The sequence below is a fragment of the Streptomyces sp. 11x1 genome (genome assembly GCF_032598905.1).
In the GTDB taxonomy this organism is placed as follows: Bacteria; Actinomycetota; Actinomycetes; order Streptomycetales; family Streptomycetaceae; genus Streptomyces.
The window spans coordinates 9,493,973-9,518,634 of the sequence record NZ_CP122458.1 but is presented as its reverse complement, the minus strand read 5'-3'; the positions used below and the strand labels follow the sequence as shown (position 1 = coordinate 9,518,634).

Annotated in this window: 12 protein-coding genes and 1 pseudogene; 8 read left to right on the top strand and 5 right to left on the bottom strand. The window is 72.7% G+C overall.

All coding sequences use genetic code 11. The features are described 5' to 3' along the window. Window positions 1-329: 329 nt before the first annotated feature. From P8T65_RS41800 to P8T65_RS41785, 4 genes and pseudogenes are all read right to left on the bottom strand, one after another. The gene (locus P8T65_RS41800; RefSeq protein ID WP_316731887.1) at window positions 330-1,958 is read right to left on the bottom strand and encodes a serine/threonine-protein kinase; all 1,629 of its coding nucleotides are present in this window, start codon (window positions 1,956-1,958) and stop codon (window positions 330-332) included. A gap of 482 nt (window positions 1,959-2,440) precedes the next feature. Continuing rightward, window positions 2,441-3,304, bottom strand: coding sequence for a cytochrome c biogenesis protein CcdA (locus P8T65_RS41795; RefSeq protein WP_316730664.1), 864 nt, complete (start codon window positions 3,302-3,304; stop codon window positions 2,441-2,443). A gap of 7 nt (window positions 3,305-3,311) precedes the next feature. Further along, complete coding sequence (locus P8T65_RS41790; RefSeq protein WP_316730663.1) at window positions 3,312-3,902, bottom strand: redoxin domain-containing protein; 591 nt, start codon at window positions 3,900-3,902, stop codon at window positions 3,312-3,314. 230 nt (window positions 3,903-4,132) lie between these two features. Next, window positions 4,133-4,723: pseudogene (locus tag P8T65_RS41785) on the bottom strand (galactose oxidase); the annotation flags it as partial. A 551-nt stretch (window positions 4,724-5,274) separates the two neighbouring features. On the opposite strand from P8T65_RS41785, the gene P8T65_RS41780 reads away from it, so the two are divergent. Further along, window positions 5,275-6,249 carry a DNA-directed RNA polymerase subunit alpha gene (locus P8T65_RS41780; RefSeq protein WP_316730662.1) on the top strand — a complete coding sequence of 325 codons (975 nt, stop codon included), beginning with the start codon at window positions 5,275-5,277 and terminating at the stop codon, window positions 6,247-6,249. Between the two features lie 1,439 nt (window positions 6,250-7,688). Here the strand turns inward: P8T65_RS41780 and P8T65_RS41775 are convergent. Continuing rightward, entirely contained in the window at window positions 7,689-8,432 is a 744-nt protein-coding gene (locus tag P8T65_RS41775; RefSeq protein ID WP_316730661.1) for a helix-turn-helix domain-containing protein, read from the bottom strand. Window positions 8,433-8,742: 310 nt separating this feature from the next. On the opposite strand from P8T65_RS41775, the gene P8T65_RS41770 reads away from it, so the two are divergent. The 7 genes from P8T65_RS41770 (at window position 8,743) to P8T65_RS41740 (ending at window position 24,648) form a co-directional block, all read left to right on the top strand. Continuing rightward, complete coding sequence (locus P8T65_RS41770; protein WP_316730660.1) at window positions 8,743-9,405, top strand: Tat pathway signal sequence domain protein; 663 nt, start codon at window positions 8,743-8,745, stop codon at window positions 9,403-9,405. A 22-nt stretch (window positions 9,406-9,427) separates the two neighbouring features. Then, window positions 9,428-10,291: a dienelactone hydrolase family protein gene (locus P8T65_RS41765; RefSeq protein ID WP_316730659.1), complete on the top strand. Its 864-nt coding sequence runs from the start codon at window positions 9,428-9,430 to the stop codon at window positions 10,289-10,291. Window positions 10,292-10,858: 567 nt separating this feature from the next. Continuing rightward, a complete protein-coding gene (locus P8T65_RS41760) occupies window positions 10,859-17,713 on the top strand; it encodes an SDR family NAD(P)-dependent oxidoreductase (RefSeq protein WP_316730658.1) in 6,855 nt (2,284 codons plus the stop codon). Between the two features lie 8 nt (window positions 17,714-17,721). Next, window positions 17,722-22,365 (top strand): polyketide synthase, encoded by a 4,644-nt coding sequence (locus tag P8T65_RS41755; RefSeq protein WP_316730656.1) that lies wholly within the window; start codon window positions 17,722-17,724, stop codon window positions 22,363-22,365. Beyond that, window positions 22,362-22,661, top strand: a complete 300-nt coding sequence (locus tag P8T65_RS41750) for a phosphopantetheine-binding protein (protein WP_316730655.1) — start codon at window positions 22,362-22,364, stop codon at window positions 22,659-22,661. Before P8T65_RS41755 ends, P8T65_RS41750 begins: the two co-directional genes overlap by 4 nt. Next, window positions 22,658-23,467: an alpha/beta fold hydrolase gene (locus P8T65_RS41745; protein WP_316730654.1), complete on the top strand. Its 810-nt coding sequence runs from the start codon at window positions 22,658-22,660 to the stop codon at window positions 23,465-23,467. The genes P8T65_RS41750 and P8T65_RS41745 overlap by 4 nt, the downstream gene beginning before the upstream one ends. Beyond that, window positions 23,464-24,648, top strand: a complete 1,185-nt coding sequence (locus P8T65_RS41740) for a glycosyltransferase (protein WP_316730653.1) — start codon at window positions 23,464-23,466, stop codon at window positions 24,646-24,648. Before P8T65_RS41745 ends, P8T65_RS41740 begins: the two co-directional genes overlap by 4 nt. Window positions 24,649-24,662: the final 14 nt, after the last annotated feature.

The following is a 24,662-nucleotide window of genomic DNA, read 5'->3' as shown; positions in this document are numbered from 1 at the left end:
CACCCGTCCGCCTCGGGGGCTGGGGCAGGTCGCCACCCGCATCGTCCCAACACTGGCTTGTCGTGCGGGCCCCGAGCCGCGACGGAGTGTCGTGAGGCCGAAGTCCTGGCGCACCTTTCGCCGGTCCCCGCCGCAGCCCGCACCGCCTGCCGTCGATCTCCGCCGCCGCCCTCGCCCTGGAGCGGCAGCCCGAAAAGCCCCGGCACCGCACCAGAGGGCCGGCCCAAGTCCACTGGGCCGGCCTGCTGGGTCATCATCGTGTGTAAGATCCGCGCCATGCGATGGCGGTCTCCGTGGGCCGGGGCAGGAACAGGCCCGGACCGCCGTGCTCAGACGGCCGGGTCCGGACGAAACGTCCCGAGGAACGTCTCCAGGGCCTGGCGGTTGGCAGCCTTGTCCCAGTCGGCGGACGCCGTCGTCCAGCGCAGCGAGAAACTGCGGTGTCCGCCGAGGAGGAAGCCCCGCCCGAAGGTGCGGACCCGTCGGCCGTCGGTGTCCGAGAACCACTCCATGTCGGCGGCCTCGTACCCCTGGTACGTCGTTGCCTCGATCGCGCCGATCCGCCGGAAACCCGCCTGCCGGCGCAGCGCGGGCTCAACGTCGTCGCGCCAGACTGCGACCGGGTCCGAACCGGCCCGCGTGCTGTACGTCACCGCGAGTGTGCGCGGGTCGCCGTCCGACCCGAACGTGACCCGGTACGCCACATCGCCCTGCTTCCGGGTGGTCAGCCGCTTCCAGCCGTCGGGCAGGGCCACGGAGAACCCCTCGGGCGCACGGTACACCCGGTACCCCGCCGGGAGCACGTCGACGGACGCGGCGGGAGGGGACGGAGCGGCGGTGGCCGTCGGAGCGGGGGAGGAAGGGGTGCCCGAGGACGCGTCGGACGGGCGGGGGGTCGCGTCGACCGGCTCGCCGGCGTCCTCGGCCGCGGGTGCCGTGGACACCGGCGGCCGGGTCTGCGCGCCCCCGCCCGCAGTCTCCTCGGTGTGGGGCGGCTGGTGGGTCAAAGCCAGGGCTGCGACCGCCACCGTGACCACGGCCAGCGCCGTCCCTGCGGCCATGGCACGTCCGCTCCGCCGTGGTCCGAGGCGCCGCGCCGCGGCACAGGCCCGCCGCAGCCGGGATGCCGCCACGACGGCGTGCGGATCCTGCTCCAGCACGCGGTTCAGGCTCTGGCGCACCGTGGTCCGCGTCGGCCGCTCCCAGGAGTCCTTGCGCAGCAGCCCCTGGACGGTGGCTGCGAGCGGGCCCGCCCGCAGCGTGCTCCCGAGCGTCGGCCGGGCCGCGCCACGCGGGGTGCTCGCCGACCAGTCCGGGTCCGGGTACGGCGGCCTTCCCTCGAGCATCGTGTACAGGATGGCGCCCAGGGCCCACAGGTCGGCCGCCGGACCGATGCGCTCGTCCCGGGCCTGCTCGGGAGAGGCGTACGACGGTGCCGCCAGCCTGGGCACGAGGGTTGCCCCCGCCAGTCCGAAGCCGGTGACGACCACGTGGCCCTGCGCCCGGAGGAACACCTGACCCGGGCTGAGTTCGCCGTGCGTGATGCCCTCGCCGTGCGCGGCCTCCAGCACGTCGAGCAACTGCAGTGCGACTGCGGCCGTCGTGGTCGGGTCGAACGGACCTTCCTGATCTACGAGCTGACCGAGCGGCAGTCCGTCGACCCACTCGGTGACGGTCCACAAGGAACCGGCCTCCGTCAGCGCGTCGAGGACCGTGGCCACCCGGCCTGGGCTGACCCGCGCCATCGTCTCCGACATACGCATCACCCGCTCCGCGGCCTGCACCGTCTCCTCCTCGCCCAGGTGGGCGGGGAGACCGATCCGGGTGACCAGGCACGGACGCCCCTCTTGCACGTCCTCACCGTGCCAACTGACCCGGTTGGTCTCACGGTGCACGACGTCGATGAGCCGGTACCTTCCGGCAATCAACTCGTGCGTGGACACATGCGCCTCGACCATGGTCGTCCTTCGCTGAGACACCGGGCTTCCTTCCTTTCCCGGGAGTACGGGGGACGCGTCGGGATCCGTTCAACTGGCCACGACTCCGACGTGATTCCTGTCTTCCATCCAAAGGCGTTCGACCATATGCACAAGGGAAAGGACACTTCCCACAGCCATCCGGCCGTTCAACCAGCGGTGAACACGGCGGGTCGCGCGGTCCTGCGAAGGTGAAAGGCGGTCTCGGAGTGAGCTTCGCCCGAAACGCGGAAGATACGGACTGAGGTCAGATGGGCTTTTGATGAGAGTTCACGCTCCAGTCGCACATGGTTACGCGCCTGGGGCCTGGCGCTGTCTGCCGCTGGTGATGAAACGCAGGTGGGCTCGGTGCCCTTGCCGGGCAAGGTCGGGATGCGTGCCTCCGGCGGTCATGCAAGATCGCGATGCCGGGTGCCGCACGTGTAAGGCCAACTCCCGAGGCGCGTGTGTCGAAAGCCCCATGATCACGCTCGGGAGCCGGTGCGCTGACGTGTGCGCCTGTAGCGCCGGATCAGCAGTGCCGCGAGGAGCAGGAGGGCGAAGAGTACGGCGATCACGGCCGGACCGGCGGTGTCCAGGGTGTCGGCAACGGCTCGCTGGACGGTGGCCGCCGTGTCGATGACGGGGTCGTTGGTGGTGGGGTTGTGCAGGGCGCGGATCTCGTACCAGCCGTAGTAGGCGACGTAGGCGCCGACCAGGAGGAGCAGACCGCCGCCGAGCCGGGGGGCGATCGCGCCGAGGCGGCGCAGCCGGGTGACGGCGGTGGTGCGGGTGAGGGCGACGGTCAGGGAGGCTACGCCGACGATCAGGCCCATCCCGGCGGCGTAGGCAGCGAAGAGGAGGATGCCTTCCGTGGTGGAGCCGCTGCGAAAGGCGGAGACGACGATGGCGAGGAACGGGGCGATGGTGCAGCCGAGGGAGGCGGTGGCATACGCCGTACCGAACAGTGCCATCGAGGGCACGGATCGCGTGACGGTGGGGGCACGGCGGAGTTTCGGGGCGAAGGTGGACAGTTGGCGGCCTGCGAGGAGCCATGCTCCGGCCGTGGCGATGAGCAGGCCGAGGACGATGGTGAACCAGGGCAGGTGCTGCTGGATCTGGCCGGCGACGGGCTGGATGAGGAGTCCGAAGACGCCGAAGAAGGTGGCGAAGCCCGCGGTCATCGCGGCGGTGGCGGCGAGCGCCCGGCCGACGGCGACGGTACGGCTGGGGCTGTCGTCGCCGAGGACGAGCAGGGAGAGGTAGGCGGGGAGCAGGGCGAAGCCGCACGGGTTGACGGCGGCGAGCATCCCGGCGCCGAGGGCGAGGGCGAGGGGCAGGTCGGCCATGGCGGGGTCAGCCGGTGAGGGCGGCGACCTTCTCCGCCAGGCCCTTGCCGCCGGGGAGCACGCCCTCGTAGACGGTCTTTCCGGTCTGGTCGAGGATCACGTAGTAGCTCTGCTGGGTGATCTTGAACCGCTTCCACACTTCGCCTTTCTCGTCGGAGAGGTGGGGGAAGGAGTCGGTGCCGGTGTCGGAGACGAAGGCGCGCATGGCGGCGTTCTTGTCCAGGCCTGCCACGCCGACGACGTTCGCCTTGCCGTGCTGGTTGGCGGCGACCTTGGCCGTCTCGGCGGCCTGGCCCTTGCAGGTGGGGCACCAGGGTGCCCAGAACCACAGCACGGTGGGCTTGCCCGCGAGCGTCTTCGCGTCGAACGGCTTGCCGTCCACTGTGGTAGCGGCGAAGTTCAGCGCTGCGGGGGCCTTCACGTCGGGCGACCCGCTGCCGCCGCCGTAGGAGTCGGTGGGTGACTGGGCGGGGGAAGAAGGCTTCGAGGGGGAGGTCCCCTCGTCGCCGGCCGGCGCGGAGCCACCGCCCGAGCCGCATGCGGTCAGGGTGAGAAGAGCGGCGGTGAGGGCAGCCGGGAGGAGGGTGCGGGCGCGCAAGGAGGACTCCTGAAGGGTCGGGACCGGTGGCGAGCGTAGTTCGTCGCGGCTCGAGCGGGCAGGGGGCCGGGGCCTTACGGATTGGTGACATCGGCCAGCGGCGTCATTGAGTCGTTCGAGGTCGAGGACGCTGATGTGTCCGCGGGCCAGGCGGAGCAGGCCGTCGGCGTAGTCGCGCATGACCCCGTGCCCCGCCCGGCCGGCGGGCCCTCACGGTAGCCGCCGACGACGAAGATCTTCTTCGCGGGCTCGACGGAGACGGGGTCCTTGGAGACGAACGTCTTGTGGTTCTGCTTGCCGGTGAACAGCGTCCCGGCGGGCAGCGTGACCGTTCTATCGGGGTCCTCGTTGTGGACGATCATCAGCCCGTCGGCCTCGGCGACATCGCCCCTGAGCCTCTCGTGGCGCTTGGTGCCGTCCGCGAACAGCAGCCTGCCGTCGGCCAGGTGGATGTGGCCTTCAGAAGAGGTCGGCCAGGGTCCTCACCTCGTGGAAGGTGTTCTCGACCGGGTCCCAGACCGCCGAGCGGAAGTTCTTGCCGCCGAAGTTGTCGAGGTTGTTGCCGGACTCGGCGACCAGCAGGATCTTGCCGGTGTACAGCAGGGCCGCGTGGATGGTGTTCTGCCGGAACTCCTTGGGGACGTCGCCCACGTCCCCATGCCAGTTCCCCGCCTTGTACTCGGGTCTGTTGATCTCGTAGTGGTGGTACTTCGCGCTCCCGACGCGGTACAGCCACGGCCCGTTCAGACCGCCAGCGCCATCACCACCACGGTGCCGACCGGCAGACGACGGGTGCGACGGCACCCGGCATTGCCCTCCATGTCGCGGATCCCCCCGGAACAGCTGGATGGTCGGTCGGGCCGCCGCCTCCCCTGTGTGCCGCGGCCCGACCGAGCCTGCACTGCGGCGTCCACCGGGTTCCCGCTCCACTTGCACAGTGTCGGCGGCCGTCTGACGCCCCATGCTATTTTGCATCATGCAAAGTTGGACACAAGAAGTACGAACGCCGCAAGCAACAGGGGGTCGGCACTGACACCTTTCGCCGCGCCTTGAACGGCTGGAGGGAGAAGCCGCGTGGCCGGTTCGGACGCATCGCGGCGCACTGCGCGGTCTGTGACTGTTCCTGCGGTGCCTTCCAGCGGCGCCGACCGTCTGCTCGCCGACAACGGTGGCGGGATGTGCGCTGTCCCCGGCGCGCGCGTCCGGACGACGCCGGAATCCGTCCTCGGCTCAGGTCGCGCGCGTGACGCGGGTCGGTTTTCCGCTCAGGGCCTCGATACCGCTCTGATCCACAAAGAGACCGAAAGACTTTCGACACTTTGATGTCCATGACGCCCGCCAATGGGCACCGAATAGCCGGAGGCTTCACCTCATGCTGATTGCCCAACGTCCCTCGTTGGCCGAAGAGGTCGTCGACGAGTTCCGTTCCCGGTTCGTGATCGAGCCGCTGGAGCCGGGCTTCGGTTACGCCCTCGGCAACTCCCTCCGCCGTACCCTCCTGTCGTCGATCCCCGGTGCTGCTGTCACCAGCATCCGTATCGACGGCGTGCTGCACGAGTTCACCGCCGTGCCGGGCGTGCGGGAGGACGTCACCGACCTGGTCCTGAACATCAAGCAACTGGTCTTCTCCTCGGAGGACGACGAGCCGGTCGTGATGTACCTGCGCAAGCAGGGCCCGGGTCTGGTCACCGCCGCCGACATCGCTCTGCGGGGCAGCGTCGAGGTGCACAACCCCGACCTGGTCCTGGCCACGCTGAACGACAAGGGCAAGCTGGAGATGGAGTTCACGGTCGAGCGTGGCCGCGGTTACGTCTCCGCCGCACAGAACAAGCAGGTGGGCCAGGAGATCGGCCGTATCCCGGTCGACTCCATCTACAGCCCTGTACTCAACGTCACGTACAAGGTCGAGGCTACCCGTGTCGAGCAACGCACCGACTTCGACAAGCTGATCGTCGATGTCGAGACCAAGCAGGCCATGCGTCCCCGTGACGCCATGGCGTCCGCCGGTAAGACCCTGGTCGAGCTGTTCGGCCTGGTCCGCGAGCTCAACATCGACGCCGAAGGCATCGACATGGGCCCGTCCCCCACGGACGCCGCCCTCACCGCCGACCTGGCTCTGCCGATCGAGGAACTGGAGCTCACCGTCCGCTCCTACAACTGTCTCAAGCGCGAGGGCATCCACTCCGTGGAAGAACTCGTCGCCCGCTCCGAGGCCGACCTGCTCGACATCCGCAACTTCGGTACGAAGTCCATCGACGAGGTCAAGGCGAAACTGGCCGACCTGGGCCTGGCCTTCAAGGACAGCCCCGGTGCCGAACCTCTCACTACCTTCGGGAGCACTGCCTGAAGTCCCGCCGCCATGCGGCAGCGAGCTCACTGGAGAGCAAGCAGCACGCAAAGAGAGCGCTCTGTCACCTTGGCAGCGCCTGACGGATCAGCAGGTGAGAGTGCGCTGAGACGAGAATGCCGGGTGTGGTTGGAGTGTCGGGTGTTGTCGGACGTCGACCCGTTTCACGGCCGACCGGACTGCCTGGAACACCCACAGTCGACGAGAATTGCCATTCGCCAGCAGCACCAATGATCTGTCGTGCTCGACTGACAGCAACCGAAGAGCCTGCTTCGTGCCCTGAGCCTCATCCACGACTGCGCCCAGGAGGCCCTCTCCGTCGGCAGGCCACATCCGCTGCCTGCCCTGCGCGGCTGATGGCGTCCCTTGGCGTGACCGTGGAGTGGTGTAACGGATCTTGGCTGGGAAGTGCGCCGTATCCGTGCCCTCGTGTGCATCGACTGCCGGTGAACGCTCCCTGAGAACGGGGCAGGCCACCGTGCAACTGTCCTTGGTGAACTGCCAGTTCGGTCCAAGGGGGTGCCCGGTGGCCTTGTCCCAGCATGACCTGCTTCGCCTGCTTGAGTCACTACGTTCGGCGGATTGGTCTTGAACTCGTCCGCGAGGTCGCCGAGCGGCTGCTGCCTCGGGGTCCCAGCCTTCGACACGGGCCGCGTCGGTGCCGGCCGGCTCCGGGGTGATCATGACGCCGACCGGGAGGTACGTGGCCCAACGATTCCGGGTCGTACGGTTCTTGCGGACCCAGGCGGCTGCGGTCGGCGACGGGCCATCTGGCGATCGCGGCCGGGTGGCTGTCCTACGATTCCGGCCGCCCCGCCGACGCCCGCAGCCTCTACAACGAGGCGTTGGCCGCCGCCCGGATCGCCCACGACCCGGGCCTTGCGGGGCACGCCTTCGGCTGCGTCTCGCTCCTGGCCAAGGCATCAGGCCGTCCCCGTGAGGTGATCTCCGCAGCCCAGGGCACGCAGACAGCGGTGAGTCGTACGGCTCGGCGCGGATGCTCTCGTTGTTCGCGATGCGGGAGGCCGGTGGCTTGGCGCTGCTGGGCGACCCGAGCACCACAGATCAAGCGATCGTGCGTGCTCACCGGCTCTACGCCAAGGGGCCGAGCGACGCCGATCCTCACTGGCCGGAGTTCCAAACGCCCGCCGAACCGGCCGGGCTCGAAGCCCTCGCGCGGGCAGACCGCGACCAGCACGAAAGGGCCGCGGCCGGGGCTGAGCAGGCCGTCTTGCTGCACGGCGATCAGTTCGCACGCAATCGGGCCTTGTGCCAGGCCCGACGTGGCCATCCCACATGCGGCGCGGAGTCGCTCATGGGGTGCGGGGCCTTGGGACGGCTGGTACGTCATCGCTCCGGTGGACGCGTGTCACAGCTTGCGCGTGCGACGGGCGTGGACCGTTCCGGGGCGATGACGCGATCTTCCGCTGCATTCGGAATCAGGTCTCCGGGGCCAGGCAGGCCGGGACGAGGTTGGCGGAGGGCGCCGGGTCGGCGAGGTAGGCGGCGGCGCGTTCCGGGCCGAGGAAGGGGGCCAGTACGGAGAAGGCCAGGCCGGGCAGCAGGCCGGGCAGCTCGGCGGTTCGGTCGGCGGCGATCCGCCGGTAGATCGCGGAGTACACCCCGCCGATCACCATGTCGACCAACTCCTCGGTCGGGATGGGAAGTTCGGCCTTGGGCAGGTCGGTGAAGAAGTCCCGGAAGCGGGCCAGCAGCTCCTCGCGTGCCTTCCGCCCGGCTGGGCCGACCGCGTCGATCTCCACGATGGCCATGGCGGCGAAGTCGGGCGCGTTGGCGAGGATGCCGAGCAGCGCGCCGAGCCCGGCGCGCACCCGGCCCGGCCAGTCGGAGGCCTGGGCGTGGGCCTCCTCCATGGCGTTGAAGACCAGGGAGGTGCCGTACTGGTGGGCAGCTAGGAAGGCATCCTCCTTGCCCTTGAACAGCTCGTAGAAGACCGGCCTGGTCACGCCTGCCGCCTGGCAGATGTCGCTGACCCGGGTGCGGGCGTAGCCGACCTGGGCGACGGTGCGGACGAAGCCGTCCAGGAGCCGGTCGCGCTGGTTGGCGGCGACCACCTCGGGCGGGGTGCGGCGCGGTCCACGCCGCAGGGAACGCTCCGGATCGCGTCCCGCGCGGGTACCGGGCAGCACCAGTGGAGGCCGTGCCGACGAGCCTGCCGCCATTCCGCATCCTTCCTCGAACTTGGGCGCGCGCCTTCTTGTACGCGCGCCTTGACTTGAATACCCGTCAGGTTTACAACTCTCACAGGTTTTCTTCTCGTGCAGCCCGCGGTCGTAGAGCGGCCGGGGCCGTCAGTGTCACGCACCCTGCAAGGCCGCAACAAGTGCACCGAATCTCTGACGCCACGTCAGGGACCGGGCCGGTCGGCCGTTCCATCTCACTCGGGAACGGCAATGCGCGATCCGCTGCCCCACTCCCCGGGGCAGCGGCCCGACCCTGCTCGTCACCCATGCAAGTGGAAGAGGAACCCGCATGCGCAGATACGCCGTCTCCACCCTGGTCGCCACAGCCGCCTCGACGGCCCTGGCCATCCTCCCGGCCACCGCCGCCCCGGCGGACACCGCCGTGCTCACCTACGGCAGTGCCGACGGCAACGCCGTCTCCGTCGGCGACGTACTCACCGCATCGTTGGCGAGCGGCACCAACGCCACCCTCGCCACCAGCAGCAACGGCACCTCCGGCATCACCTGCACCGAATCGACACTCTCCGCCACGGTGACGGCGAACCCCGCCGCCCCGGGCACCGCCACCGAGTCCGCGACCTCACAGACCTTCAACGGCTGCACCAGCAACGTCTTCGGCGTCTTCGGGGTACAGAGCATCACCGTCGATGACCTGCCCTACAACACAGCCGCCTCCTCCGACGGCACCGTCACGGTGACCGCGGCCCCGGGCAGGGCGATCCAGACCACGGTGGCGCTCTCCACTCTGCTGGGCTCCATCACCTGTGTCTACCAGGCGCCCAGCCTCTCCGCGGTGAGCTCCAACAGCGACAACGGTCTGACCTTCACCAACCAGAAGTTCACCAAGGTCTCCGGCTCGGCGCTGTGCACGGCCAACGGCTACTTCACCGCCACCTACGCCCCCGTGGTCGACAGCAGCGTCAGCGACTCTCCCGCCGTCTACACCAACTGACAGCCTGTCCGAGAGGAACCCCGTGAAACTGGTCCCGTTCCGAGCGCTCACGGCGATCATCGCGGTCGTCATGGCGACCGCCCTCGCCACCCCGGCTCAGGCTGATTCCCAGAACCCCTACGAGCGCGGCCCGGTCCCGACCCTGGAGAGCATCACCGCCGAAACCGGTCCCTTCGCCATCGGCTCGGTCACCGTGCCGGCAGGCAGCGGCCAAGGCTTCAACAGCGGCACCGTCTACTACCCCACCGACACCAGCGAGGGCACCTTCGGTGCCATCGTCATCATGCCCGGCTTCCTCGCCTCGCAGTCGGACATCGCCTGGTACGGACCCCGGCTGGCTTCCCAGGGCTTCGTGGTGATGACCCTGAACACCAATGCGCTGTGGGACTTCCCCACCGACCGCAGTAGGCAGCAACTCGCCGCACTCACCTATCTGACGGCCCAGAGCACGGTGAAGAACCGGATCGACCCCGACCGGCTGGCCGTGATGGGCTGGTCGATGGGCGGCGGCGGCTCGCTGCAGAGCGCGGCGAGCCGCCCGTCGCTCAAGGCGGCCATCCCGCTGGCACCGTGGGACCTCAGCAACGTCTCCAGCCGGATCACGGTCCCCACCATGATCTTCGGCGCCGACGGTGACACCGTCGCCTCCGTCGACGACTTCGCCCTGCCCTTCTACAACGGGCTGGCCAACGCCCCCGACAAGTCACTCATCGTGCTCAAGGACACCGACCACTTCACCTTCACCGACCCGAACACCACGATCGCCCAGTACAGCGTTTCCTGGCTGAAGCGCTTCGTCGACAACGACACCCGCTACGACCAGTTCCTCTGCCCCACCCCCAACGACCCCAACACGGTCGTCCTCCAGATCACCTGCCCGCTGTAATCCCAGCGGATGCAACCCAGCGCAAGTGCGGCAGGCACGGGCCCCCACGGTCATCCGTGCCTGCCGCGAACGCGACCAGGACGGCGGCGGGCAGGGGCGAATCGGACACGGCCCCGGAAGGGGTCCGTGGTCTCTCGCGGGTGTTCTCCCGATCTGTGACATGGAACCTTTACGTCCCATCGTCCAAGGTCAGCGACCCAGGGCGGCTTCACCGCCCGCGGTGGGGCGGGTAAGGGGGCAGGGCGAACGCCCCGTAGCCCTTGATCAACACCGCGCCGCGGGAGGCAACGCAGGAGGCGAGGTCAGCTACGAGAGGCCGCGCGGACAGGCGTGCGGTCACGGCCGGCGGTCATGCCGATTTCCGACATCAACGACATGGCCGAGCTCTGCGGCGACCGGGTCCGACTCATTGCGGCTCCTGTTCACCGATCGATGTCGGGGGTGCAGCCAGATAACTGACTACCCATTAGTATCTGACGGGTCATCAGCTCCAGAGCGCGCGGCGTGCGCCGAATCCGCTCGTCCCGATCGCACACCCCCCTCGATCGCACAGAGGAGCCTCCCCCCATGACGCACACCGTTATCGGCGTCAGCCCGTTGGGTGCACCGGACCCCCGCCTCGCCGCCGCCGTCTGCCGGGCCGGTGGGTCCGGTGTCCTCGACCTCGGCCCGGGCGCCCGCGCCGCCCGCGAGGCCCTGACCCTCTTGCGGCAGTGGGCCCCCGGCCGCCACGGCGTGCGGGTCCCCGCCGACTGTGCGCTGCGCCCCGAAGAGCTGTGGGCCCCGGCGCCCGCCGAAACGCGGCGCACCGCGGACCCGGCCGCCGGACCGTGCACCGTGCTCCTCGCCCCCGACGCGCCCTGGACCGTCGCCGAGGTCCGGGCCGCCGCCCGCGCCGCCGCCGCGGACCCCGCCGTGCTCGCCGAGGTCCGCGGCCCCGGCGAGGCCGTCCGGGCCGTGGCCGACGGTGTCACCGGGCTCGTCGTGCGCGGCGAGGAGTCCGGCGGCCCCTGCGGCGAACACTCCACCTTCGTGCTGCTCCAGCGTGTCCTCGGCGCCGTACCGGCCGACCTGCCGGTGTGGGCCTGCGGCGGCATCGGGCCGCACACCGCGGCCGCCGCCGTGCTCGCGGGCGCCCGCGGAGTCGTACTGGACATCCAGCTCGCACTGCTCGACGAGGCCGGTACGGCCCCTGCGGCCGCCGGTCTGCTGCGCGCCGCCGACGGCACCGAGACCGTCGTCGTCGACGGCTGCCGGGTGCTCGACCGGAGCCGCCCCGGCCTCCCGGCCGTCCTGCGCGACCGGCCCCTGCCGCTGGGCCAGGATGCCTTTCTCGCCGCCCGGTTCGCCGAGCGGTACGGCACCGTGGACCGCGCCCTCGCCGCCGTCACGGAGGGCATCGACGCCGCCGTGGCGGACGACGGCGCCGTGCTGCGCGGCGGCTCGCCGATGTGCCGGGCGCTCGGCACCGCGCTGCCGGTCGTCCAGGGCCCGATGACCCGGGTCAGCGACCAGGCGCGGTTCGCGGCGGCCGTCGCGGACGGCGGCGGACTGCCGGTCGTCGCGCTCGCCCTGGCCGGGCCCGAGCAGACCCGCACCCTGCTAGAGCAGACCAGGTCCGCGCTCGGCGGCCGCTCCTGGGGTGTCGGCATCCTCGGCTTCGTTCCGGAAGAGATACGCACCGCCCAACTGGAGGCCATCCGTGAGCTGCGCCCCAGCCACGCCGTCATCGCGGGCGGCCGTCCCTCCCAGGCGGCCGCTCTGGAGGCCGAGGGCATCCGTACCTTTCTGCACGTGCCGTCACCCGGGCTGCTCGGCCAGTTCCTGGCGGCCGGCGTCCGGCGCTTCGTCTTCGAGGGCGCCGAGTGCGGCGGGCACATCGGGCCGCGCAACAGCTTCCCTCTCTGGGAGGCGCAACTGGCCGTCCTGGAGGACTTCCTCGACGCGGCGGCCGACGACGGGCACACCGATGGCGGTGACGCCGCCGACCCACAGGACGTACAGGTGCTGTTCGCGGGCGGCATCCACGACGAGCGCTCTGCCGCCATGGTCTCCGCGCTCGCCGCCCCGCTCACCACCCGCGGTGCCGTCGTCGGCGTTCTGATGGGCACCGGCTACCTCTTCACCGAGGAGGCCGTCGAGTGCGGCGCCATCCGGCCGCTGTTCCAGCGCGCGGTCTTGGACGCCACGTCGACCACGCTCCTGCACACCGCGCCCGGCCACACCACCCGCTGCCTGCCCAGCGCGTTCAGCGACACGTACCAGGAGGTCAAGGACGAGCTGCGGACTCAGGGGATACCCGAGCGGCAGGTCTGGCAGGAGCTGGAGCGGCTCAACGTCGGCCGCCTGCGCATCGCCAGCAAGGGCGTCGAGCGGGTCGGCCACGAGCTGCTCGACGTCGACGAGGAGCGCCAGCGCGAAGCGGGCATGTTCATGGCCGGCGAGGTCGCCGTGCTCCGCTCCGCCGTCACCACCGTCGACGCCCTGCACCACGCGGTCACCGACGGGGCCGCCGACTTCTACGGGCGCCGCACCGCCGAACTCGCCGCTGACGTCCGCCACGCGGGCGGTACGGTACCCGAGCGGAACCCGGCCCCCGCTCCCGAACCGCTCGACATCGCCGTCGTCGGCATGGCCAGCATGTTCCCCGGCGCCGCCGACCTGCCCGCCTACTGGGCCCAGGTGCTCGCCGGCGCCGACGCGATCACCGAGGTCCCGGACACCCGCTGGGATCCCGCGCTGCACTTCGGCGCGGACGCCGAGGCGGACGACGTGTCCGCGTCCAAGTGGGGCGGTTTTCTGCCTCCGATCCCCTTCGACCCGCTGGCCTACGGAATCCCGCCCGCCTCCCTGGCCGCCATCGAACCCGTCCAGCTCCTCGCCCTGGAGGCGGCCAGGCGGGCGCTCGCCGACGCCGGGCTCGACCGCCGGGCCTTCCCGCGCGAGCGGACCTGCGTCGTCTTCGGTGCCGAGGCGGGCAGCGACATCTCCGGCGCCGCGACGCTGCGCGGCGTCCTGCCCTCGTACATCGGCCGTCTTCCCGAGGACCTGGAGGAGCAGCTCCCGAAGCTCACCGAGGACTCCTTCCCCGGCATGCTCGCCAACGTCATCGCCGGCCGGATCGCCAACCGGCTCGACCTCGGCGGCGCCAACTACACCGTCGACGCCGCCTGCGCCTCCTCCCTGGCCGCCGTCGACGCCGCCTGCAAGGAACTGGCCTTCGGTGCCGCCGACGTGGCCCTGTGCGGCGGCGCCGACCTGCACAACGGCATCAACGACTACCTGCTCTTCTCCTCCGCGCACGCGCTGTCGCCCACCGGCCGCTGCCGTACGTTCGACGCGGCCGCCGACGGCATCGCACTCGGCGAGGGCGTCGCCTGTCTCGTACTCAAGCGCCGCGCCGACGCCGAGCGGGACGGCGACCGGATCTACGCCGTCATCGAGGGCGTCGGCAGCGCCAGCGACGGCCGCTCCCTCGGCCTGACCGCGCCCCGCCCCGAGGGCCAGCGCGCCGCCCTGGAACGCGCCTACGCGCAGGCCCGCGTCTCGCCCGCCGAGGTCGGCCTGATCGAGGCCCACGGCACCGGGACCGTCGTCGGCGACCGCACCGAACTCAGCACGCTCACCCGGCTGTTCGAGGAGGCCGGGGCCGCGCCCGGCAACTGCGTCGTGGGCTCCGTCAAGTCCCAGATCGGGCACACCAAGTGCGCCGCCGGTCTCGCCGGACTGATCAAGACCGCGCTCGCCCTGCATACCGGCGTGCGCCCGCCCACCCTGCATATCGACGTGCCCAACCCCGTCTGGACCGGCCCCGACAGCCCATTCGTCTTCCACAGCGAGGCCCGGCCCTGGGCCGAGCCCGCCGCCCGCCGCGTCGCCGGGGTGAGCGCCTTCGGATTCGGCGGCACCAACTTCCACGTGGTGCTGCGGGCCCACGCCGACGCCGGAGCGCCGCCGCGCCAGAGCCACGACGTCTGGCCCGCCGAGCTGTTCGTCTTCCGCACCCGCGCGGCGGCCGAGGAACTCGCCGGCCTCGCGGCGAGCGGCCACTGGCGGCTGCGGGACCTGGCGCGTACCGCCGCACAGCGCGCGGAGACCGGCCCGGGCCCGCTCCTCGGTGCCGTGGTCGCCGAGTCCGTCACCGAACTCCCGCACCTGATACGGGACCTCCTCGACGGCACGCCCGGGAGAAGCGGAGTGTTCCCGGCCACAGGCGCCCCCGCCGGGGCGGCCGACGGCGACGGCGAAAGCAACGACGGTGGCAAGGTGGCGTTCCTCTTCCCCGGCCAGGGCAGCCAGCGCCCCGGCATGTTCGCCGAGCTGTTCACCGCCTTCCCCGAACTCGGCCGCCACCTGTACCACGCCCCGGCCGCCGCCCTCTTCCCGCCCGCCGCCTTCGACGCCGCCGAACGCGCCGCACAGGTCGCCCGGCTCACCGACACCCGCCACGCCCAGCCCGCGCTCGGGGCGGTCGGCCTCGCCGCGTACGACACCCTCACCGCGGTCGGTGTCCGCCCCGACATGGCCGCAGGGCACTCCTACGGCGAACTCGTCGCGCTCTGCGCCGCGGGCGCCCTCGACCCCGACACGCTCGGTGACCTCAGCCGGGAGCGGGCCGAGGCGATCCTCGCCGCGACCGGCGCACAGGGGCCCGATCCCGGCACCATGGCCGCCGCCGCGGCCTCCTCCGAGCAGGTGACCCGGGTGCTCGCCGGGGCAGGCCTGGCCGAGCGGGTCGTCGTCGCCAACCACAACGCGCCCGCGCAGAGCGTGCTCTCGGGCCCGAGGGACGCCGTCGCCGAAGCCGTCGACGCGCTCACCGACGCCGGGTTCGCCGTCCGCCCGCTGCCCGTCGCCTGCGCCTTCCACAGCCCGCTGGTCGCCGGGGCCGTGTCCCGTTTCGCCGAGATCCTGACGGCGTACACCGTGCGCGGCCCGGAGTTCCCGGTCTGGGCCAATCTCACCGGCACCCGCTATGCCGGGGACCCCGCCCGGATACGGACCGACCTCGCCGAGCAGATCGCCGCCCCCGTCCGTTTCGCCGAGCAGATCGAGGCGATGTACGACGCCGGGGCGCGGATCTTCGTCGAGTGCGGGCCCGGCACCGTGCTCACCGGTCTGGTCGGCCAGATCCTCGGCGACCGGCCGCACGTCGCCGTCCCGTTCGAACCCCGCCCCGACTCGGGCCTGCGCGGCCACCTGGAAGCCCTGGCCCGGCTCGCCGCGGCCGGTGTCCCGGTGGCGCCCGCACGGCTCTTCAGCGGACGCGACACGGCACTCGCCGACCCGGCCGCCGTGCCGGAGCGGCCCGGCTGGACGGTCGACGGTCACCTTGTACGCACGGCGGACGGCCGGCCGGTGCCGGGAGCGCTGCGCCCGGCCCGGCGCATCTCGGGCATCCCGCGGGCCGGAGAGCGGACCAGTGATGCGACGACGACGGGCGAACGGGAAGAACTGCTCCGGGAGTTCCTGCGCAACAGCCGGGAGATGCTGGCCGCACAACGGGACGTGCTCCTCGGCTACCTCGGGGCTCCGCCCGCGCCGCAGGCGGCTTTGCCGACCCCCGAACCCCTTCCGGCCCCGGCTCCGGCCGCTCTCGCTGCGGCTCCGGCCCCCGCTCCCGCTCCGGTGGGGGTGGATGTGCTGGCCGAGGTGCTGGCGGTGATCGCGGAACGTACGGGATATCCGGTGGAGATGGTGGGGGCGGAGTCGGATCTGGAGGCGGATCTGAGTGTGGATTCGATCAAGCGGACGGAGATCGCCGGGGAGCTGGGACGGCGGCTGCTGGGCTCGGGTGCGGATCTGCGGTCGTTGCCGGACGCGGACCTGGAGGAGCTGACCCGGGAGCGCACCGCCGCCGGGATCGCCGACTGGCTGCGGGCCCGCGCGAAGGCGCTCGCCGACCCGGACCCGGCACCCGCCCTCGCCACCTCGGCCCCCGTCGCCGAGGAGTCCCCCGCCCCGCTCACCGGCCAGGCTCCCCACCGCTATCTGCTGCGGCCCGCCCCGCTCGACCCGGCGCCCGTGCCCGGCGCCGAAGGCGCGGCACAGCTGCGCGGGAAGCGGTTCCTGATCGTCGCGGACGACACGCCACTCGCACGGGCACTCGTCACCCGGCTCACCGCACTCGGCGCGCTCGCCGCCCGTGGCGGCCCGGACACGGCACAGCTCGCCGGGCACACCGGCCCGGTCGACGGAGTGCTGCACCTGGGCGCTCTCACGGGTACGGAACAACAACTGCTGCCCGCCAAGCTCACCGTGCTCCAGGAACTGCTGCTGCGCGGCCCGCTCCGGCTGCTCTGCCCCCGCCTCCCCGACGACACCAGCGGCCTCGACGGCTTCGTGCGCACCGTGGCCCGCGAATACCCCGGCACCGTGGTCCGCGCCGTGGAGCTCGACCCCGACGAGCCCGCCACCGAGCAGGCCGAGGCACTCGTCGGGGAACTGCTGGCGCCCGACCAGGAGCCCGTCGTGCTGCGCACCTGCGGCGTCCGCCGCGCCCCCGTACCGTACGAGAGCCCTCTGGGCCCGCCCGTCTCCTCCGGCGCCGCCGCAGTCGCGGCACTCGGGCTCGGCCCGGAGTCGGTCGTCGTCCTCGCGGGCGGCGCGCGCGGCATCACAGCCCGGTTCACCCTCGCCCTTGCCGCCGCCGCACGCTGCCGGGTCGAACTGCTCGGGCGTACGCCGCTCGACGACGGCACGGGCGGGCACCACGAGCTGGCGCACGCCACCGACCTGCCCGCGCTGCGTGCGGCGCTCGCCGCCCGGGGCGGTCTGAGCACCGCCGAGATCGAGCGCGAAGCGGGCCGGGTCCTGGCCCGCCGCGAGATCGCCGCGACCCTGGCCGAGGTACACGACGCGGGCGGCCGGGCCAGGTACCGGGCACTCGACCTGCGGGACGCGGAGGCCGTGCAGCAGGCGGTCAAGGAGACGTACGCGACGTACGGCCGGATCGACGGGGTCGTACACGCCGCCGGAGTGATCGAGGACCGGCTGCTCGCCGAGAAGGACCCCGTCTCCTTCGAACGGGTCTACGGCACCAAGGTGGACGGCGCCCGCGCACTGCTCTCGGCTCTCCGGCGACTTCCCCAACTGCCCGCCTTCACCGTCATGTTCGGCTCCGTCTCGGCGGTGTACGGCAACCGCGGCCAGGCCGACTACGCCGCAGCCAACGACGCACTCGCCCGCCTCGGCCGCCTCTGGCGCGCCGGCACCGGCAGCCGTACCGTCACCGTGCACTGGGGCCCGTGGGCGCCGGCCGGGGCGCACGGCGGCATGGTCGGCCCTGAGCTGGGCCGGGAGTACGCGCGCCGCGGCATCGAGCTGATCGACCCGGAGGAGGGCGTGCTCGCGCTGCTGCGGGAGCTGGCCTGGGGCGAGCCGGAGACCGACGAGGTCGTCCTGACGGCGTCGGGCCGGTGAGCCCCACGATGCGACCGACCGCCCCGCAGCAGCGGCAGCCCGTCGCCATCGTCGGCATGGCGGTGACCCTGCCCGGCGCCTGTGACCTGGCCGCGTTCTGGCACAACCTCGTCACCGGCGCTGACGCCATATCCGAGGTGCCCAAGGCCCGCTGGGACGCGGACACCTACTACGACCCGGACGGACGGCGCGGCCTCGATGGCGTCTACTGCCGCCGCGGCGGCTTCGTCGACGGGCTCGACGCGCTCGCCGCCTTCGACCCGACCGTCTTCGGACTCATGCCGGACTCCGTCCCCGGCACCGAACCCGACCAGCTGATCGCACTGCGCACCGCCGCGGCCGCGCTCGCCGACGCGGGGGAGGCCGCACTGCCCGAAGACCGCTCCCGGGTCGGTGTCGTGCTCGGCCGCGGCGGTTATCTGAGCGACGGGCTCGCCCGACTCGACCAGCAGGTGCGTACGTCCGCCCAACTGGTGCGCACCCTGCACGAGTTACTGCCGGAGCTGGACGGCGAGCGGCTAGACGCGGTACGGATGGCGTTCACGGCAGCGCTCGGCGGGGAGCAGAGCCCCGAGTCGGTGATCGGCCTCGTGCCCAACTTCGCGGCGTCCCGGGTCGCCAACCGGCTCGATCTGCGTGGCCCCGCCTACACCGTGGACGCGGCCTGCGCCTCCTCGCTCGTCGCACTCGACCAGGCCGTCGGCGCGCTCGCCGCGGGCAGCTGCGACGTGATGCTCGCGGGGGGCGTACACCACTGCCACGACATCACGCTCTGGTCCGTCTTCAGCCGGCTGCGGGCGCTGTCGCCGTCCCAGCGGATCCGCCCGTTCCACCGGGACGCGGACGGCGTGCTGATGGGCGAGGGCACCGGCGTGGTCGTACTGAAACGGCTCGCGGACGCGCGGCGCGACGGCGACCGGATCTACGCCGTGGTCCGCGGCGTCGGCGTGGCCGGCGACGGCCGGGCCGGCTCCCTGGTCAACCCGGACCCCGGCGGCCAGGCCCGCGCCGTCCGGCTCGCCTGGGCGGAGGCGGGGCTCGACCCGGCGGCACCGGGGTCGCTCGGCCTCCTGGAGGCGCACGGCACCGGAACCCCCGGCGGCGACCGGGCCGAACTGGCCGCGCTGGCCGAGGTGTTCGGGCCGCCGGACCCGGACGCCGGGCCCGACGCCGTGATCGGCTCCGTGAAGTCGATGATCGGCCACACGATGCCGGCGGCGGGTGTGGCGGGCCTCGTCAAGGCGGCCCTGGCGGTGCACCACGGCATGCTCCTGCCGACCCTGCACTGCGACGACCCGCACCCGGCGCTCCGCGTCACCCGCTTCGCTCCGGCCCAGCAGGCCCGGACCTGGCACGGGGACGTCCGACGTGCCGCCGTCAGCGCCTTCGGCTTCGGCGGGATCAACGCCCACGTCGTCCTGGAGTCGGTACCGGAGCCCGTACCTGCCCCCGCATGGGCGCCTGCCCCGGCGTCGTCTCCCGCACCGGCATCGGCTCCGGCCGTCGCGCCTGCGGCCCCGGCACCCGGCCGCCCGGGCGCTGGGCCTGCTGCCTCCGCGGACCGTGCCGAAGTGGCCGAGCCGCCCCGGCTGTTGCGGCTCGCCGCCGCGACCCCGCAGGACCTCGCCGAACTGCTCGACGCCGACGACACCGAGCTGCGCGCGGCCGCCGCCGAGGGCGGAGCGAGGGGAGCCGGGGGCGCCCGCGTCGCCGTCCTGGACCCCACCGACCGCCGCCTCGCCCTGGCCCGCAAGGCAGTCGCCCGCGCCCGGACATGGGGCGGCCGGAGCGACGTCTGGTGCGCGCCCCGGCCGGTACTCGGCATGGGCGGCGGGAAGATCGCCTTCCTCTGCCCAGGGCTGGAGGCCGAGTTCGAGCCGCGGGCCGAGGACGTCGCCCGCCACTTCGACCTGCCGGCGCCGCACTGGCCGGACGCCCACGTGGGCGACGTCGCCCGGCACGGCGCGGCCGTCGTCGGCCTCGGCCGGCTGCTCGCCGGAGCGCTCGCCCGGATCGGCGTCCGGCCGGACGCGCTGGCCGGGCACAGTGTGGGGGAATGGACGGCGATGGCGGTCGGCGGGATGTACGCGGACGCCGAGGTCGACGCCTTCCTGCGGGACTTCGACCCGGCCACGCTGCGCGTCCCCGGGCTCGCCTTCGCCGCGTTCGGCACCGGTGCGGACCAGGTGGATGCCGAGCTCGCGGCGTACCCGGACGTCGTCGTCTCGCACGACAACGCACCCCACCAGACCGTCGTCTGCGGGCCTCACGACCAGGTCGAGGCGCTCATCGGGCGGCTGCGCGGCGCGGGAGTGCTCGGTCGGCTGCTGCCCTTCGAGTCCGGCTTCCACACGCCGATGCTCGCCCCGTACCTCACCTCCATCGAGAAGGCCGCGCGCGGCTTCACGCTGCACCCGCCCCGGGTGCCCGTCTGGTCCGCCACGACCGCCGCGCCCTTCCCGGCCGACGAGGCCGCGGCGCGCGCGCTCTTCCTGCGCCACCTGCTCGAACCGGTCCGCTTCCGGCAGCTCACCACGGCCCTGTACGACGCCGGGTTCCGGGCCTTCGTACAGCTGGGCCAGGGCCAGCTGCCGGCTCTCGTGGACGACACCCTCACCAGCCGCGCGTGCCTGACGCTCAGCGCCGACACACCCCGGTACAGAGGGCTTTCGCAGCTGTACCGGGTGGCGGCCGGACTCTGGTCGCACGGTGCCGAGCCGGACTTCGCGGCGCTGCGGGCGGGGGCCACGCCTCGGTCGACGGCGGCGCCTGCCCGTACGGCGGAGACCGTCCGTACGGCCGCGGAGAGCCCGCGAGCCGTCCCCGCCCCCGTCACCGTCCCCCTCACCCTCGGCTCCGGGCTCGTCTCGCTCGACGCCGCCACCCGGGACCGGCTCCGCAGCACCCTGCGCGCGGCACCCGCACCCGGGATGGACCGGCTCGCGGCCGTGGCCGCGCGGAGCCCCGTGGCGGCCGAACTGCGCTCGCTGCTCGGCGAGACGGCGGACACGGCGGCGGAACTGGCGGAGCTGTTCGCCGCGGCAGCGGCCCCGCGCCGCACCGCGCCCGCGGCGCCGCCCCCCGAGCCCTCGGCGACCGGGGCGGTGCCGCCTGCCGCCACCCCCCGCGCCATCACCCTGCGCATCGCACTCGACACCATGCCGTACCTCGCCGACCACTGTTTCTTCCGGCAGCCCGCGCACTGGCCCGAGATCGCCGACCGCTGGCCCGTGGTGCCCGCCACCACCCTGGTGCAGCACATGATCGACGCCGTGCCCGGCCCAGGGAGGGCCGTGGCCGTGCACGACGCCCGGTTCCTGCAGTGGACCGTCGCCGCCCCGCCCACCGAGGCCACGGTCACGGTCCGGCCCGAGGGACAGGGGCGGTACGCCGTGGAGTTCGGGCGCCACGCCCGCGCCACGGTCGAGACCGCCCACGGGCACGACACCGCGCCCCGCCCACGGCCGTGGCGGACGGACGCCCCGGAGAGCCGTCCGGCCGTGTCCGCGCGGCAGATGTACGACGACCGCTGGATGTTCCACGGGCCGCGGTTCCGCGGCGTCACCGAGATCGGCGCGCTCGGCGAACGGCACGTCCGCGGTGTCCTGACCACCCCGTCCGCGCCCGGCGCGCTCCTCGACAACGTCGGTCAGCTGCTGGGCTACTGGCTGATGGCCACGCACCCCGACCGCACCGTCGTCTTCCCGACGGGCGTCGAGGAGATCCGTTTCCACGGCCCGCCACCGGAACAGGGCACCGCACTCGACTGCCACATCAGGGTCACCACCGTGACGGACACCGCCCTGGTGGCTGACGCGCAACTCGCCCGCGACGGCGAGGTCTGGGCCGAGATCCGCGGCTGGCGGGACCGGCGCTTCGACTCGCCGCCCGAGGTCGATCCGGTCAAACGATGGCCCGAGCACAACACTCTGTCGGTCACCCAGGAGGGCGGTTGGCAGCTGGTCTTCGAACGCTGGCCCGACCCCGCATCCCGCGAGATATACATGCGCAGCCAGCTCGCGGGCCCTGAGCGCGAGCAGTACGCCGGACACCCCCCGCGCGGCCGGCGCCAGTGGCTGCTCGGCCGTATCGCCGCCAAGGACGCCGTACGCCGCCACCTGTGGGCGCACGGCGCCGGCCCCGTCTTCCCTGCCGAGATACGGGTCGCCAACGACCCTGGCGGCAGACCGCGCCCCGAGGGCGCACACGGCAGAGAACTCCCGCCTCTGGAACTGTCGCTGGCGCACTGCCGGGAGGCCGCCGTCGCACTCGTCCACCCCGCCGCCGACAGCCCTGGCACCGGCACCGGCACCGGCATCGACATCGAGGAGATCGTCGAGCGCCCCGAAACGGCCTACGACGCCATCCTCGCCCCGGACGAGCGGGCGCTCTTCACCGGGCTCGGCGGCGGCCCCGGCCCGCTGACCCGGTTCTGGGCCGCCAAGGAAGCCGCGGCCAAGGCCGAGGGCACCGGACTGGGCGGACGACCGCGGGACTTCACGGCGGTCGAGGTCGAAGACGGCGCCCGTGCCCTCACGGTCCGGGCGCCCTCCGGCCGGCTGCGGCGCATCCGGCTCACCGATGTGACCAACCCGCCGGGGCTGCCCACCCGTACCTACACCGTCGCTTGGACCGAGGAGAGCCCATCATGACCAGCCCCGCCACCACCGGCCCAGCGTACGCCGCCGTCCTCTCCGATATCACCGACGCGCTGCACACGGTCCTCGACGACCTCGAACTGGACGACACCCCGATCACCTCCGACACCCGCTTCGTGGAGGACCTCGACCTGGAGTCCATCGACCTGGTCACGCTCACCGCCGAGCTGGGCGGGCGCTACGGCGACCGGGTCGACTTCCCCGCCTGGTTCGCCTCGCTCGAACTCTCCGACATCATCGGACTGACCGTCGGACAACTCGTCCAGTACATCGCGGGGTGCCTGCGGTGACCACGATCGAGGCGGGCGGGATCCGGCTGAACGTGGAGCGGCTGAGCGGCGCACCCACCCCGGCACCGGGCCCGCCCCAGACGGTCGTCCTCGTGCACGGCATCGCCACCGACAACCTGACCAGCTACTACTTCACCATCGCGCCCGCGCTCGCCGCAGCCGGACACGACGTCCTGATGTACGACCAGCGCGGCCACGGCCGCAGCTCCCGACCGCCGCGCGGCTACGGTGTCGAGGACTTCAGCAGCGACCTGGACGCGCTGCTCGACGCCCTCGCCCTGAAAGAACCCGTCCACCTGATCGGCAACTCCTTCGGCGGCACCGTCGCCCTCGCCTACGCGCTGCGCCGCCCGGAGCGGGTCGCCGGCATCCTGATGCTCGAGTCCGAGCCGCCGACCGCCGCCTGGGCCAAGAAGATGAGCGGCATCCTGGCCGGCTCCGCCCACCAGCTCCACGACGAGCGCACCCTGCCGTGGATCGAGGAGACCTACGGCCGCCACGAGGCCCGCCTGGTGCGCTGGGCCACCCGGCTGCTGCACGGCACCTCCATCGCCGAGGACATCGCGTCCTGCCCCGTCCCCGCCGAGGAGTCCTGGCAGAGCCTGCACGTGCCGGTCTGCGCGGTATACGGCGCTGCCTCCGACCTGGCCGACACGGCGCCCTGGCTGGAATCGCTGCTGCCCCGCTGCCGCACCGTGACGGTGCCCGGGCACGGGCACTCCGTGCTCGTCGGCACCCCCGAGACGGTCGTCCCGCTGCTGCTCGACTGGCTACGGGACGGCCACCGGGAGCTGGTCGCGCCGTGAGCCGCTTTCTGTTCGTCGTGCCGCCCCTGGTCGGGCACGTCAACCCGGCGGTCAGCGTGGCCGCCGAGCTGACCGGATGCGGGCACCGGGCCGCCTGGGCCGGACTGCCCGGGTTCGTCGGGGAACTGGCCGGGCCCGACGCCGAGGTGTACCCGTGCGACGTGCCCACGCTCCCGGAACGTCCTGCCGCCCTGCGCGGTGCCGCAGCCTTGCGCTTCCTGTGGGAGGAGTTCCTCGTGCCGCTCGCCGGGGCGATGGCGCCCGGTGTGCGCCGCGCGGTCGAGGGGTTCCGGCCCGATGTCGTCGTCGCCGACCAGCAGACCCTCGCCGGTGCCCTCGTCGCCGAGCGCCTCGGGGTGCCGTACGCCACCGCGTCGACCACCCCGGCGGAGTTCAGCGACGCCCTGGACGGCATGCCGAAGGTGGCTCGGTGGACCGCCGGGCTCGTCGCGGATCTGCGCGCCCGCCTCGGCGACCCGGGGCGCACCCACGATCCGCGCTTCTCCCCCGACCTGGTGCTCTCCTTCACCACCCCCGAACTCGCGGGCCCGGGCCCTCAGCTGCCGCAGCTGCGGTACGTCGGTCCGGCCTTCACCCGGCGCCCGGCCGCCGACTTCCCCTGGGAGTGGCTCGACGAGCACCGGGCCACCGTCCTGGTCTCACTCGGCACCGCCAACACCGGCCTGGGGGCGCGTTTCCTCGCCGAGTGCGCGGCCGCCGCGCGGGAGCGCGGGCGGCGGCTGCAGGCGGTGGTCGCCGACCCCGGGGGTGTCCTCGACCAAAAGTCCGACGCCGACCTCCTGGTGCTGCCCCGAATCCCCCAACTGCCGCTCCTGCGCCGGGCGTCCGCGATGGTCAGCCACGCCGGGCAGAACACCGTCGCCGAGTGCCTGTGGCACGGCGTACCGCTGGTGGTCGCGCCCATCCGGGACGACCAGCCACTGATCGCCGGCCAGGTCACCGGCGCCGGCGCCGGAGTGCGGGTGCGCTTCGGGCACGCCGACCGCCGGCGGATCGGTGCCGCCCTCGACGCCGTACTCGACGGGCCCGCCTACCGCGCGGCGGCCCGGCGCGTCGGGGACTCCTTCCGTGCGGCGGGCGGGGCGGCTGCTGCTGCGGCGTACCTGGAGAAGTTCGCGGCACAGAAGCCACGGGAGCCGCAGGAGTCACGGGAGCGGTGAGCGACCGACCGGCA